Below are 13,658 nucleotides of genomic sequence, written 5' to 3' on the forward strand. Positions count from 1 at the left end.
ATCACTTCTGTATGAGTTGGGAGCCGCGCCAAGATGGATGCACGGAAAATCAATGGGGCGCTCTTACAGGTTTTTTTACGTTTTAGAAAGGGGCAGCGCGAAACTGCCCCTCATTTAACCCGAAAAGACCGGATTTAGATGTTTGTTTACAGGCTGATTGTGACAGTTTTGCCGGTGTTTCTATAACAAGGTACCCGACAAAATGACCAGCGCAACGCTGAAATAGATCACGAGACCCGTCACATCAACCAGTGTGGCGACAAAAGGCGCCGAGGCACTTGCGGGATCAAAGCCCAGTCTGCGCAGAATGAACGGCAGCATCGAACCTGTCAGCGAGCCGAAGGTCACGATACAGACAAGCGCCATCCCCACCGTGACCGCAACCAGCATCCAGTGCTCTCCATAGTCATAGATGCCGAGATTCTGCCAGATAGCAATACGGACAACACCGATAAACCCAAGGAATGCACCAAGTGCCAGACCGGTTGGTATTTCGCGAATTGCGACCCGCCACCAGTCCTTAAGCGTCAGTTCCTGTAGAGCCAGCGCGCGAATGATCAGCGAGGTTGCCTGCGAACCGGAATTACCGCCGGACGACATGATCAACGGAATAAACAGCGTCAGAACCAGTGCTTTTTCCAGCTCCAGCTCAAAATGCTGCATCGCACTTGCGGTCAGCATTTCGCCAAGGAACAGGATACCCAGCCAGCCACCGCGTTTTTTAAGCATTTCGCCAAAGCCGATGCGCATATAAGGCTTATCAAGTGCCTCCATGCCGCCAAAACGATAAGCATCTTCGCTGGCATCCTCGGTCATGGCATCCAGCACATCATCGACAGTAACAATGCCGATGATGTGGCGGCTGTCATCAACGACAGGCACCGCCAGAAGGTCGTGCTTGCGGAAAAGCCGCGCAACATCTTCACGGTTGGCAAGGGGCGAAATGGTGATCGGATCATCATCGCGGGCAAGCGAGAGGATCGGCTCATCAAGCTCACGAACAATCAGACGACGCAGGCTGACCACGCCCAGCAGAACGCGGGTCTGTGGCTCAACCACATAGATTGCATAAACCGTCTCCCGTGTGCGCTCGACCTTACGAATATGATCAAGCGTTTGCCCGACATTCCAGTCCGAAGGAACCGTGATGAATTCAATGGTCATCAGACTACCAGCCGTGTTCGGCGGATAGCCCATAAGCTTTTTCAACGCAGCCTTTGTCTCAGGCGCGAGAATGGGAAAAAGCCTTGCCCGATCCGCATCTTCCATGTCCTGGAAAACGTCCGTGGCACGGTCAGCGGACATGCCATCAAGCAGCGAGCTTGCGATATTGGGCTGTAAATTTGCAAGAATTTCGGTCGCACGTTCCAGTTCCGGCTGGTCAAGCAGGCGGATGGCATCATCGTGCGATAGCTGTGCAAGAACCGCGATTGCATCATCTGCATCCAGTTCATTGACGATCTCGACCGCGTCGCCTGTACGAATATCGGCGATGCGGCTGGCAATTGCCGCAGCAGGGAGGTCGGCAACATTAAGCACTTCAGAGAAGAAGTTGTTGTCGGTCATAGGCTTGCCTTTCTGTCGATCCGCCGTCAGAGGCAGATCGTGCAAGCCGACCGCAAGCGATCAGATCACGAACTGCCTTGACGGCTGAAACAATCGACTGTGACTGTCGCTTGGCATAAGAGAATAAAACTCCGGTTGAAATGCAGCCAAAGAAAATGCGGCTGCGAGGCTCATGTGCGCCGGGTCGGCATCAAAGTCAACCCCTGCGCGACTTTCATGACGGCTTTTTCATATTCTGCTTATACTGCCAATTGCCCTTGTCCTCAACGCATTCAAATCCTAAGTCTTACTCATATCGAGTTCATTTAAGTGAGAGTTTTGCGATGTCCGACACGCCCGTCTATAATCATGCACTGACCGAATGGAATGGACCTCTCGGCCTGCCGGATTTCACCGCGTTCAAGGATGACGATTTCGCTCCCGCCTTTGATGCTGCTTTGGCTTACGACCTTGCAGACGTGGAAACCATTGCAAACAGTGCCTCCGAGGCAACGATTGAGAATACGCTCAAAGCCTTACAGCTTTCAGGCAAGGCGCTCGACCGTGTTTCGTCAGTTTTCTGGTTGCGCGCGGGTGCACATACCAATGATACGATTCAGGCGCTTGAGCGCGAAATCGCGCCGAAAATGTCGCGCCATTACTCGCGTATCATGATGGACCCGGCTCTCTTTGCGCGTATCAACGCACTGTATGAAAAGCGCGATCATCTGGATCTCGACATGGAGACAAAGCGTGTGCTGGAAAAGACCTGGAAAGGCTTTGTGCGCTCTGGTGCGAAGCTTGATGAGGCAGGCAAAAGCGAACTCGCAGGCATCAATGAAAAACTCGCCGGGCTTGGCGCACGCTTTGGTCAGAATGTGCTGAAGGATGAAGCAGGCTGGGCGCTTTTCATCACCGACGAAGCCGATCTTGCGGGACTTCCCGATTTTCTTAAAAACGCCATGCAAAGTGCGGCTGGCGAACATGGCCGACCTGACGTTTGGGCGGTGACGCTCTCACGCTCGATTGTCGAACCATTTTTGAGCTTTTCAGAAAATCGGGAACTTCGAGAGCAAGCTTTCAATGCCTGGGCCAAGCGTGGCGAAAATGGCGGCGACAACGACAATCGCGCGATTGTGCGCGAAATGGTGGAACTGCGCGAGCGCAAGGCGCATCTGCTCGGTTATGCCAATTTTGCCGCCTACAAGCTTGATGACACCATGGCCAAGACGCCAGAGGCTGTCATGAACCTGCTGGAACCCGTGTGGGATAAGGCGCGAGCCAAGGCGCGCGAAGAAGAAGCTGAACTGGAACGTCTGATCGCCGCCGATGGTGGCAATCACAAGGTCGCGCCATGGGACTGGCGTTTTTATGCCGAGAAGCTGCGTGCCGAGCGTTTTGCTTTCGATGAGGCTGAACTGAAACCCTATCTGCAACTCGAAAAGATCATCGAAGCCAGCTTTGATGTGGCAACGCGCCTTTTCGGTATTCGCTTTGAAGAAAAGAAGGGCATTACCACTTGGCATCCAGATGTACGGGTGTTTCAGGTGCTCAATGCGGACGGCAGCGAACGCGGCCTGTTTCTCGGCGATTATTTTGCCCGTAAATCGAAACGTTCCGGCGCGTGGATGAGTTCGCTGCAATCGAGCCACAAGCTCGATGCAGGCCAAAAACCATTCATCTACAATGTCATGAATTTTGCAAAACCAAAAGCCGGAGAACCGGCGCTTCTCTCGCTTGATGATGCCCGCACACTTTTTCATGAATTTGGCCATGCGCTGCACGGACTTTTGTCGGATGTAACATGGCCAGCCGTTTCCGGCACCGCCGTTTCGCGTGACTTTGTTGAATTGCCGTCGCAGCTTTACGAGCATTGGCTGACCGTGCCGCAGGTGCTTGAAAAATACGCCGTGCATTATCGCACGGGAGAAGCCATGCCAAAGGCACTTCTTGATAAGGTGCTTGCCGCGCGCTCGTTCAATGCAGGCTTCAACACGGTTGAATTCACCGCATCTGCGCTCGTCGATATGGCGTTCCATACCGGCAAGGAAAAGATCACCGATCCACTGGCATTTGAAACAGCAGCGCTGAAAAAGCTATCGATGCCAGATGCAATTATCATGCGTCACCGCACACCACATTTCACCCATGTCTTCTCCGGTGATGGCTATTCAGCCGGTTACTATTCTTACATGTGGTCGGAAGTGCTCGATGCCGATGCATTTGCGGCTTTTGAAGAAACCGGCGACGCGTTTAACCCGGAACTGGCTGCAAAACTCAGGCAATATATCTATTCAGCCGGTGGCAGCCGCGATCCGGAAGAGCTTTACAAAGCCTTCCGCGGCAAGATGCCAACGCCCGATGCAATGATTGAAAAGCGTGGACTGAACTGAAAAAATAAAGGCCGGGAAACCGGCCTTTTTCTTGTCTTATCAATAATCGCCGAGCTTGATGTCCGGCGTATAGTCTACACCTTCAACTTCCTTGATAACCGGCTGGCCGCAATGGAGCAGGCCCGTTGCTGCATTGAACGCATAGGTTGGCGAGCCATGAAGCTGCCAGCCCTTGTTCAAAGCGGCGGTCACGCGATGACAAAATGCGGAGTCATCCGGGCCAGTGATGAAACGATAAAGCTTCATAGTCTTTCTTCCTTTGTCATGATGATGAATTTGATTTTGCAAGCAGACGCTCAGCCATTGCGAGATGCAGGCGCTCGACCATCTGGCCGTCCAGCGACACAACGCCTTTATCCGCATTTTCTGCTTTCGAAAACACCTCTATCACAGCGCGGGCATGGGCAAGCTGGTCATCCGATGGCGAAAAAGCACGGTTTGCAGCGCCAATTTGCGACGGATGAATGAGCGTCTTGCCGTCAAAGCCCATCAGAGCCGCTTGCAAGCATTCAGCCTCGAAGCCAGCGCTATCGCGAAAATCATTATAAACGCCATCCAGCACATCGATACCGCCTGCGCGCGCCGCGAGAACAATCTGCATGAGCCATGGGATCAAATAAGGCCGTCCGGCTTGCGGACGAACGCCCGTGGCGAGCGCAATATCATTGGGTCCAACCACAAAACAGCCAAGCCTTGCCGCCGAACGATGGCCAAGCATGGCAATTTCATCCGCATTGAGAATGCCGCGTGGCGTTTCAATCATTGCCCAGATGCGCAAGGACAACGCGGCATCGCTGCCATCCAGCAGATTAGCGGCATCAATCACATCCTGCGGTCGCTCGACCTTTGGCAGAAGAACGGCATCCGCGCCGATTTTCGCGCCCGCCAGAATATCCGCCTCTCCCCATTGCGTGTCCGCAGCATTCACCCGCACGATGCGCTCAAACTGAACCTTGGGATAAAGGGAAAAATGCGCAATCAACGCATCGCGGGCAGCGATTTTTGCTTCTGGCGCAACAGAATCTTCAAGATCGTAAATCACGCAATCGGCTGAAAGCGCCAGCGTTTTCTCCAGCGCACGGCTGTTGGAGGCAGGAACAAACAAAACGGAACGACGTGGGCGAGCAAGTGTTTTCATGCGCAATTTGTGCACTGAACAGCGCCAGGGTGCAAGCACCCCATTCCCATATTGAGGGGCTTGTAATCCTCCTCACATATGCCTATTTTCTGCCCTTGGGTTGGAATGCACCCGCCGCTCGCAGCCTCATGGCCATGGTAAAGCATTCTGAATTCACGTTCCTGTTCCGGTGACGGCAGAAACGGCAATGCGGGTACCCGTTCACGAAAACGCTGCTCACATTCAGGAGCAAAACCATGACCACAGCTACCCTTGCTGGGCATAATACGACGCATTTTAAACATCAGGCTCGCCGTTTGCGGCAGGCTCTGGGGGAAGAGGGCATCCAAATCAGCCACGGAAAAGCGCTTGACCTCGTTGCTCGCCAGTCCGGTACACGTGACTGGAACACGCTGGCAGCCTATGGCGCGAAGACCGATGCCGCGCATATCGAAGACGGTGCGGCCCCTTACCGTGTCAGTCAACGCGTTTCAGGCACCTTTCACTCAACCGTTTTTAAAGCACGCATTATCGCTGTTGAAGAAACGATCAAGCCTGATCTCTGGCGGATCACCCTGCAATTCGACCCTGCCATTGATGTCGCAGTTTCGCCAAACCTCACCATGCTGCGCAGACGCTATACCGTTGTCGTCGGAGCAGATGGAAAAGCACGCAGGCTGACTGGCAGTGAAGCCGGCGGCATCGCACTTGATATGCAATAATTTCGCCCAAACCAACTCCGGCGCATGATTCTGAATTTTAGATACTAATTTCAGACATATTCATGCGCAAAACACGATAACCACTTCCGGCCTCTTCAAAACAGGCCGGAAGCGCTGCTAATCTGCTTCAAGGTTGCGACCTATTGGGCACTCGCCTCCTGAAAGATTGACTCTGTGCTGGGCTGATGTAAATCAGACTGCAAATTTAAAATACCCAACCGACAGGTCAGGAAGATGGATAAGTTCACCAAGCTCACGGGCGTTGCAGCCCCCCTGCCGATCGTCAATATCGATACGGACATGATTATCCCGAAGGATTATCTCAAGACGATCAAGCGCACAGGTCTGAGCAAGGGGCTTTTTGCCGAAATGCGTTTTAACGAAGACGGAACCGAAAATCCGGATTTCGTGCTCAACAAGCCCGGCTATCGCAATGCGCAGATTCTTGTCGCAGGCGATAATTTTGGCTGTGGCTCTTCGCGTGAACATGCGCCTTGGGCATTGCTCGATTTTGGTATCCGCTGTGTGATCTCAACCTCGTTTGCCGACATCTTTTACAACAATTGCTTCAAGAATGGCATTCTGCCGATCAAGGTCAGCCAGGAAGATCTCGACAAGCTGATGGACGACGCATCGCGTGGCGCCAATGCAACGCTGACTGTTGATCTCGAAACCAAGGAAATCCATGGCCCCGATGGCGGTTCGATTTCCTTTGACCTCGACGACTTCAAGCGCCACTGCCTGCTCAATGGTCTTGATGACATCGGCCTGACCATGGAAAAGGCTAAAAGCATTGATACGTTCGAGGCGAAAAACGCTGAATTGCGTCCTTGGGCATAATGATCAAATCATTATCTACCTCTGGTCTAAGCATGGTGGCCTGAACGAGTGAATAGGACACGATTGGCTGAAATGGCCCGAGAAGATCAAAGCGGTGACTGGGCGGCACGTTTGTCGCCGTCACTTGATGAAGTCGAATCTATCGCGATTGAAGCTCTTGCGCATCTGCCTCAGGAGTTCAGGACGCTGTGCGGCGATATTATTATCCAAATATCTGACTTCCCCGAAGAACAGATTGTCGAAGATATGGGACTGGAAACGCCTTTCGACCTGTTAGGACTGTTCGAGGGCGCGGGCATCGGTGAACGCTTCAGCCTGCAAACGGGCGACACCCCAAACCGCATCACACTTTTCCGCCGCGCTATTCTCGACTACTGGTCCGAGCATGAAGAGACGCTCGGCGACATCATTACCCATGTGCTTATCCATGAAATTGGCCATCATTTCGGCCTTTCGGATGACGATATGGAAAATCTTGAAGCACAGGCGGAATAGAATGACAGATTTGCGATGAATGGCGCAGCTTGGCCATTTCTGACCAAAACAGTGACAATTTCGTGAGATTTCGATACAATCGCAATACAGATATTGCATGCGGAGAATGCTATTGATTGCCTCAGTTCAAACTGAGTGACGATCATGAACCTTTCTCCGGCTGCCTACCAGCTTCTGCTCGTTTACACGACCTATGTTATTGCTGCCGGAAGCCCGGGCCCCAGCAATATGCGCATTATGGGCGTAGCCATGAATCAGGGTCGAAAAGCGGGGCTGATATTCGCCACAGGGGTTGTGACTGGCTCCATATTCTGGGGCGTAATGGCCGCGACCGGAGTTTCGGCAATCCTCACCCGCTACGCCGAGGCACTGATTATTCTAAAAATTTTCGGCGGACTCTATCTGCTTTATCTTGCTTTCAAAGCAGCACGCGCGGCCATGGCATCAGACGAGAAGATTGCAGCACGTACGATAAATGGCGATGCTCTTCTTTCGGATGGAGAGCTTTATCGGCGCGGACTGCTGATGCATCTTTCCAATCCCAAGTCGATCCTGTCATGGATCGCGCTGGTAACGCTTGGCCTTGGACCAAATTCATCATGGCCACAGGTTGCAGCCTTCCTCAGCGGCTGCATTGTCCTAAGCATCACCATCTTCTGTGGCTATGCCATCATCTTTTCAACCGCGCCCATGGTGTGTTTATACCGGCGCGCTCGCCGATGGATCGAAGGCATTCTGTCAGCCGTCTTTGCCTTTGCTGGTATTCGCCTGCTTTTGTCACGCTAGACCAGCTTGAAGTATGAGTATCGCAATGAAGATTTTCAAAGGTCTCTCCGCTTTCCCTCTCACCCCAATCGATACAGCAGGCAATCTCATAGAGGATATGCTCAGCGCTTTTCTCACCCGCATCCATGACGCAGGCGCGGACTCAATCGGCCTGCTGGGAAGCACCGGTGGCTATGCGTTCCTCACACGAGAACAACGCCGACATACAGTCAGAACCGCCGTGAAATGCATCGGTGGTAAGACACCGCTCATGGTGGGCGTTGGCGCATTGCGGACCGATGAAGCGCAAGCGCTTGCCCGCGATGCGGCAGATGCCGGTGCTGATGCGCTGTTGCTCGCGCCCGTGTCTTATACACCGCTCACGCAGGAGGAAGGCTTTCAGCATTTCAAAACTGTTGCACAAGCGACCAATCTACCTTTGTGCATCTACAACAATCCCGGCACCACCCGTTTCATTTTTACGGATGAGCTGATTGCGCGCCTGGCAGAACTCAAAAATATCAGGGCAATCAAAATGCCCCTGCCTGCCGATGATAACACTGTGGCAGAAATCGCGAAACTGCGCGCTGTAACGCCCGATGATTTCGCCATCGGTTATAGCGGCGATTGGGGCGCAAAGAATGCGCTGCTTGCAGGCGCTGATGCTTTCTACAGTGTGGCAGCGGGCCTTCTGCCAAAGCAGTTTGCAGCCTTGGTGCGCGCTGCACAAAGCGGCAAACAGGAAGAAGCCGAGCGCATCAATAGGGCATTTGAACCGCTCTGGAGCCTGTTCAAAACCCATGGCAGTTTCCGTGTGATGTATGTTATTGCCGATCTGCTTGATCTTGCAAAGATCGAGCCGCCGCGGCCAATTCTGCCATTGAGCGAAGAAACGCGAGCACAGGTTGAGGCAGCCCTAAAAGCGTTGAATGATCTGCCTCAATGAATAAAACAAAGGCGCCCGTCTGGGCGCCTTGTGCAAATTTTGTTCGCCGCACATCTTTTTCCGAAAACCGGTTCCCACTTTTCGGGATGCGCTTTATGCCACGCTCAGGCGGACATCGATGTTGCCGCGCGTTGCATGTGAATAAGGGCAAACAATGTGCGCGGCATTGACCAGCTCTTCTGCCCTGGCCTTATCAACGCCCGGCAGAGCGACTTCCAGAGCCACATCCAGTCCAAAACCAGTACCATCTTCACGCGGACCAATACCAACCGTTGCGGTCACTGTGCTATCAGCGGAAACAGAAACCTTTTCTTTGGCTGCGACAAATTTCAATGCCCCGAGAAAGCATGCTGCATAACCAGATGCAAACAGTTGCTCAGGATTGGTTCCCTCGCCGCCCGAACCGCCAAGCTCCTTTGGTGTGTCAAGAACAACGCTGAGACGTCCATCAGCGGTCTTGGCGCTGCCTGTGCGTCCACCGGTTGCCGTCGATTGCGTCGTGTAAAGAATAGCCATTTGAAAATCTCCGTTGGTGAGGATTCATGTATCTCCGCAACCAAAATTGCAAATTATTAAATTGTGCACAATTTAATTTTGCAAAATACATTATCACAAATATGTGATGCGCAATTCAATTGCACCTCCTATAAAGTTCTGCCATGGAGCTTGCGCTATGAAAGAAGACCCAAAGGAATCTCATCTCAATTTGTCGGACATGGTCTGTTTTGCGATCTATTCGACGGCGAATGCGCTGACGCGCGCCTATCAGCCGATCCTTAGCAAGCTGGAACTCACCTACCCGCAGTTTCTGGTCATGATTGTTTTGTGGGAACAGGATAACCGCACGGTTTCTGAAATCGGCGCGAAACTCAATCTCGATTCCGGCACCCTCACCCCGCTTTTAAAAAGGCTGGAAGCAGCAGGGCATATTGCGCGCCGCCGTGACAGCCAAGATGAACGGCAGGTTCGCATCACGCTGACCGATGAAGGCCGTGCTTTGCGCAAACAAGCTGAAAGCATCCCGGAACAGGTGCTTTGCGCACTCGGTCAACCCATCGGGGATTTACAGCATCTTCGAGCACAGCTGCTTGATGTCCGCAACAATCTCAAAGACAGTCTCTCAAATTGAAAAAGCGCCGGAAAACCGGCGCCTTTATTTTGCGATCTGCAATCTTGATTAAGCAGCCAGTGCCTTTGGCGTAATGAGGCCACGAGCGACAAGCAGTTCGGCGATCTGGATCGTGTTGAGAGCTGCGCCCTTGCGCAGGTTGTCGGAAACAACCCACAGTGCCAGACCGTTTTCAACCGTGATGTCTTCACGGATACGGCTGATATAGGTTGCATCTTCGCCAGCCGATTCATACGGCGTGATGTAACCGCCGTCTTCATGCTTATCGACAACCTGACAGCCTGGCGCTTCGCGCAGAATATCGCGTGCTTCTTCAGCCGAAATCGGGTTTTCAAACTCGATGTTGACGGCTTCCGAGTGACCGATGAACACAGGCACACGAACGGCCGTTGCCGTGAGCTTGATCTTTGGATCAAGCATCTTCTTGGTTTCGGCCACCATCTTCCATTCTTCCTTGGTGTAACCGTCTTCCATAAAGACATCGATATGCGGGATCACGTTGAACGCGATCCGCTTGGTGAACTTCTGAGCAGTGACCGGATCAGCAACAAACACCGCGCGCGACTGCTGGAACAGCTCATCCATGCCTTCCTTGCCAGCACCCGAAACGGACTGATAGGTCGAAACAACGACGCGCTTGATCTTGGCTGCATCGTGCAAAGGCTTCAGCGCCACGACGAGCTGCGCAGTCGAGCAATTCGGGTTGGCAATAATATTCTTCTTGCGAAAACCTTCGATCGCGTCCGGGTTCACTTCAGGCACAATGAGCGGCACATTGGCGTCATAGCGCCATGCGGACGAATTATCGATAACGACACAGCCCTGCGCACCGATCTTAGGCGACCATTCCTTGGAAATATTTCCACCAGCGGACATGAGACAAATGTCGGTATCGGAAAAGTCATACTGGTCGAGTGCTTTTACCTTCAGCGTCTTGTCGCCATAGGATACTTCCGTTCCCTGGCTACGACGCGAAGCAAGCGCGACGACTTCATCAGCCGGAAAACCGCGTTCTTCAAGGATATTGAGCATTTCGCGACCGACATTTCCGGTGGCGCCGACGACTGCAACTTTAAAACCCATTTACCTTCTCCTGTCCTCTCCGCTTCCATAAAAACCCGCGACCAGCGGGCCTTTTCCCTGGGCCGGACCCGGGGAGAGAGGGCGAGCAGGCCAAGGGGTCAGACCGTTTTGGTGGTCGTTTTAATGCAAGTGGCCATGGTAGTTTTGGAAACGGATGCCATAGGGCTCAAAATGGCGATGAGGCCATTTCGTCCGCACAGGCTATGTGATGCGCGAGAAGCATTCACGGGATTGTCTCCTTTTCCGATTGCGCTTTTAAGCCCTTTGAAAAAAGAGTCAATGTGTTTGCAGCAATGAGCGCAACAAAACTGCTCTAAAATACAGGAAGGATCGCGCTTATTTCGTTATATTCCAAATGCAAAAGCGCAGCACGGCGCATAGGGCATCGCCCGTTTCCTAACCGGCAAAATTTGCACCGGCCAAAACGGCTGACCTTAACAGACCGGCTACACGATCACTGTCTTCGGCCTTTGAAGCTGTGCAATGGCGTTTTTGTCGGTGACGCCATATTGCCATACTTTACGATTATGCAACTCCGCAAATTATACCCGTTCGAGAGGCGGTCAACGCTAGCTTATGACATACATCGATGCCACATGGCTGTAAGAGCTGCTTGAATCCTCCCCCTCAATTGCAGGAGTTGGACTAATTTATCTTTTGCGCTCTAACTGATGTCAATTTTGAAAGTCCGTGCCTTTTCTCAATAAGGATTTAAGAATGAAGAAATTTCATACAACCCGCTGACTGCAGCACTATTGCGCAGCATTTAAAACAGCGATGAAAGGGGCAGCGAAAACCGGCGGATAATTACGACCGGCCGGAAAACTGACCAAACCCGCTTAAAGTACAGCTTAAACTCATATCCTATACTCCGCTCCGCACAAGGCGCACGCAATTTACAACAAATAAAATTACATTCAATACTAAATACAAGTTAAATAAAAATTGTTATAACCACCATTATTTATAAATTATACTTATAAACAAAACAACGAAATACGCATCCGAAAAATTTCCAGCGACAGGGCGCAATTACGCGCACCGTCAATGCAGATCTTATTTTATTTCAGCACCAAAGTTATTGAAATTTAAAACAATAGCGTGAAGGAGGAAGCATGGCTCATCGTGAACAGACCGAGCATAAAACTTGTAGCGCAGATTGGCGTGAAAGCTTCTGGCTTGCACAGCGCATTCGCATAGGCATCGTTCCGCTTCCTGTTTATCTGCTTATCGCGCTTCTCGTCGTTGGCTTCGTATCAATCGGTAAGGTGCCCTCTGATTTGACGATGTCGATCGGCATTCTGGCGATTGGCGGCTTCTTCTTTATGGAATTGGGCAAGCGTGTGCGAATCCTCGGGCTGATGGGCGGTGCCGCAATCATGGCATTTGTTGTCCCTTCGGCTGCAGTTTTCTATGGTTGGATACCGGCGTCGGTTGCAGAATCCGTGACGACATTCAGCAAACAGTCGAATTTTCTCTATCTATATATTTCAGCAATTATCGTCGGCAGCATCATCAGCATGGACCGTCAGGTCCTGTTGGCAGGTTTCATCAAGGTATTCATTCCCCTTGCCGCCGGGTCGATCGTTGCTATGATCGTCGGCACCTTGACGGGCATGACGATGGGATTCACCGCCACGCACAGTCTGTTTTTCATCGTCGTTCCAATTATGGCGGGAGGCTTGGGAGAAGGCGCAATCCCCTTGTCTCTCGGATACTCACTCATCCTTCATCAATCACAAGATGTGCTTTTTGCTCAGATCATACCCATTGTCATGCTTGGGAGCTTCACAGCCGTCCTGCTATGCGGACTTCTCAATCTGTTGGGCAAGCGTTTGCCCCGCCTGACCGGCGAAGGACAGCTTCAACCGGGCAAGGCAAATGTGGCTTCCCAAAACACTGAAAATTCAAAATCAGCCGACATAACCGAAATCGCAGCGGCGGGCGTCACGATTGTCAGCTTATACCTTCTCGGCGTCTTCATTCAAAAATTGACGGAATTTCCCGCACCCATCTGCATGCTGTTTCTGGTTGTTGCCGCCAAGATCGGCCGCGTATTTGAGCCGAGCATCGAAAGCGGAAGCCGCGATGTCTACAAGTTTTTCTCAACCATTGTCACCTGGCCACTGCTGTTTGCTATGGGCGTCGCCTTTACGCCGTGGGCAGAATTTGTTGCTGTGTTTACCCTCCCAACCGTCATAACAGTATTCGCTACGGTGTTTTCCCTTATCGCGACCGGCTTTTTCACCGCCCGATTGGTTAAAATGTATCCGATCGACACCGCGATCGTGGTCGGCTGTCATAGCGGTCAAGGCGGCACAGGGGACATCGCCATCCTTACTGCTGCAAACCGTATGACGCTCATGCCTTTCGCGCAGATTGCGACGCGTATCGGCGGTGCAATCACTGTCTCGCTGGCGATTATTATAATCAAATATATTGTTTAAACATTGAGGCTCAAATTCAGATAACAGAGGGCAAAGCACCTTGCTGCGTCGAAAGTTTTACCCCCAAAAGAAATCCGAAACTGCTTTGACGCACCGGGCCACCTCTGAGGGCTCCTATGGGCAACTAATTGTCCGCCTTTAAGTGACCTCAATTGTTTCCTTGCTATTTGGCCCAT

General features: G+C 52.1%; 13 protein-coding genes. 8 read left to right on the top strand and 5 right to left on the bottom strand.

Annotated features, from left to right (window positions below; all coding sequences use genetic code 11):
* Positions 1–180: 180 nt before the first annotated feature.
* Positions 181–1,566 (bottom strand): magnesium transporter, encoded by a 1,386-nt coding sequence (gene mgtE, locus ABE527_RS15630; protein WP_265985128.1) that lies wholly within the window; start codon positions 1,564–1,566, stop codon positions 181–183.
* A gap of 323 nt (positions 1,567–1,889) precedes the next feature.
* Between mgtE and ABE527_RS15635 the strand changes: the two genes are divergently transcribed.
* Positions 1,890–3,938, top strand: coding sequence for a M3 family metallopeptidase (locus ABE527_RS15635; protein ID WP_499697475.1), 2,049 nt, complete (start codon positions 1,890–1,892; stop codon positions 3,936–3,938).
* Positions 3,939–3,977: 39 nt separating this feature from the next.
* On the opposite strand, the gene ABE527_RS15640 is transcribed toward ABE527_RS15635, so the two are convergent.
* Entirely contained in the window at positions 3,978–4,184 is a 207-nt protein-coding gene (locus ABE527_RS15640; RefSeq protein WP_265985125.1) for a DUF1737 domain-containing protein, read from the bottom strand.
* 16 nt (positions 4,185–4,200) lie between these two features.
* Positions 4,201–5,076, bottom strand: a complete 876-nt coding sequence (locus ABE527_RS15645; protein ID WP_499697476.1) for an HpcH/HpaI aldolase/citrate lyase family protein — start codon at positions 5,074–5,076, stop codon at positions 4,201–4,203.
* A 236-nt stretch (positions 5,077–5,312) separates the two neighbouring features.
* On the opposite strand from ABE527_RS15645, the gene ABE527_RS15650 reads away from it, so the two are divergent.
* From ABE527_RS15650 to ABE527_RS15670, 5 genes are all read left to right on the top strand, one after another.
* Positions 5,313–5,777, top strand: coding sequence for a glyoxalase superfamily protein (locus tag ABE527_RS15650; protein WP_265985123.1), 465 nt, complete (start codon positions 5,313–5,315; stop codon positions 5,775–5,777).
* Positions 5,778–6,011: 234 nt separating this feature from the next.
* Positions 6,012–6,617: a 3-isopropylmalate dehydratase small subunit gene (gene leuD / locus ABE527_RS15655; RefSeq protein WP_265985122.1), complete on the top strand. Its 606-nt coding sequence runs from the start codon at positions 6,012–6,014 to the stop codon at positions 6,615–6,617.
* A gap of 72 nt (positions 6,618–6,689) precedes the next feature.
* Positions 6,690–7,112, top strand: coding sequence for a metallopeptidase family protein (locus ABE527_RS15660; RefSeq protein WP_265985121.1), 423 nt, complete (start codon positions 6,690–6,692; stop codon positions 7,110–7,112).
* Between the two features lie 144 nt (positions 7,113–7,256).
* Positions 7,257–7,898: a LysE family translocator gene (locus tag ABE527_RS15665; protein WP_499697477.1), complete on the top strand. Its 642-nt coding sequence runs from the start codon at positions 7,257–7,259 to the stop codon at positions 7,896–7,898.
* Positions 7,899–7,923: 25 nt separating this feature from the next.
* The gene (locus ABE527_RS15670) at positions 7,924–8,823 is read left to right on the top strand and encodes a dihydrodipicolinate synthase family protein (RefSeq protein WP_499697478.1); all 900 of its coding nucleotides are present in this window, start codon (positions 7,924–7,926) and stop codon (positions 8,821–8,823) included.
* Positions 8,824–8,916: 93 nt separating this feature from the next.
* Here ABE527_RS15670 and ABE527_RS15675 read toward each other — a convergent pair whose 3' ends face one another.
* Complete coding sequence (locus ABE527_RS15675; protein ID WP_499694836.1) at positions 8,917–9,339, bottom strand: organic hydroperoxide resistance protein; 423 nt, start codon at positions 9,337–9,339, stop codon at positions 8,917–8,919.
* 157 nt (positions 9,340–9,496) lie between these two features.
* On the opposite strand from ABE527_RS15675, the gene ohrR reads away from it, so the two are divergent.
* Positions 9,497–9,952 (top strand): transcriptional regulator OhrR, encoded by a 456-nt coding sequence (gene ohrR / locus ABE527_RS15680; protein WP_265985117.1) that lies wholly within the window; start codon positions 9,497–9,499, stop codon positions 9,950–9,952.
* A gap of 48 nt (positions 9,953–10,000) precedes the next feature.
* Here ohrR and ABE527_RS15685 read toward each other — a convergent pair whose 3' ends face one another.
* A complete protein-coding gene (locus ABE527_RS15685; RefSeq protein WP_265985116.1) occupies positions 10,001–11,035 on the bottom strand; it encodes an aspartate-semialdehyde dehydrogenase in 1,035 nt (344 codons plus the stop codon).
* A 1,115-nt stretch (positions 11,036–12,150) separates the two neighbouring features.
* On the opposite strand from ABE527_RS15685, the gene ABE527_RS15690 reads away from it, so the two are divergent.
* Positions 12,151–13,482 carry a 2-hydroxycarboxylate transporter family protein gene (locus tag ABE527_RS15690; RefSeq protein ID WP_499697479.1) on the top strand — a complete coding sequence of 444 codons (1,332 nt, stop codon included), beginning with the start codon at positions 12,151–12,153 and terminating at the stop codon, positions 13,480–13,482.
* Positions 13,483–13,658 lie beyond the last annotated feature (176 nt).

The sequence above is a fragment of the Brucella sp. TWI432 genome (genome assembly GCF_039674445.1).
Classification (GTDB): Bacteria; Pseudomonadota; Alphaproteobacteria; order Rhizobiales; family Rhizobiaceae; genus Brucella; species Brucella chromiisoli.

Excerpts from the sequence above, each read along its gene's own strand:
- leuD (WP_265985122.1), top strand. The coding sequence starts at position 6,012 with ATGGATAAGTTCACCAAGCTCACGGGCGTTGCAGCCCCCCTGCCGATC.
- mgtE (WP_265985128.1), bottom strand. The coding sequence starts at position 1,566 with ATGACCGACAACAACTTCTTCTCTGAAGTGCTTAATGTTGCCGACCTC.
- ABE527_RS15645 (WP_499697476.1), bottom strand. The coding sequence starts at position 5,076 with ATGAAAACACTTGCTCGCCCACGTCGTTCCGTTTTGTTTGTTCCTGCC.
- ABE527_RS15675 (WP_499694836.1), bottom strand. The coding sequence starts at position 9,339 with ATGGCTATTCTTTACACGACGCAATCGACGGCAACCGGTGGACGCACA.
- ABE527_RS15650 (WP_265985123.1), top strand. The coding sequence starts at position 5,313 with ATGACCACAGCTACCCTTGCTGGGCATAATACGACGCATTTTAAACAT.
- ABE527_RS15660 (WP_265985121.1), top strand. The coding sequence starts at position 6,690 with ATGGCCCGAGAAGATCAAAGCGGTGACTGGGCGGCACGTTTGTCGCCG.
- ABE527_RS15670 (WP_499697478.1), top strand. The coding sequence starts at position 7,924 with ATGAAGATTTTCAAAGGTCTCTCCGCTTTCCCTCTCACCCCAATCGAT.
- ohrR (WP_265985117.1), top strand. The coding sequence starts at position 9,497 with ATGAAAGAAGACCCAAAGGAATCTCATCTCAATTTGTCGGACATGGTC.
- ABE527_RS15685 (WP_265985116.1), bottom strand. The coding sequence starts at position 11,035 with ATGGGTTTTAAAGTTGCAGTCGTCGGCGCCACCGGAAATGTCGGTCGC.
- ABE527_RS15635 (WP_499697475.1), top strand. The coding sequence starts at position 1,890 with ATGTCCGACACGCCCGTCTATAATCATGCACTGACCGAATGGAATGGA.
- ABE527_RS15690 (WP_499697479.1), top strand. The coding sequence starts at position 12,151 with ATGGCTCATCGTGAACAGACCGAGCATAAAACTTGTAGCGCAGATTGG.
- ABE527_RS15640 (WP_265985125.1), bottom strand. The coding sequence starts at position 4,184 with ATGAAGCTTTATCGTTTCATCACTGGCCCGGATGACTCCGCATTTTGT.
- ABE527_RS15665 (WP_499697477.1), top strand. The coding sequence starts at position 7,257 with ATGAACCTTTCTCCGGCTGCCTACCAGCTTCTGCTCGTTTACACGACC.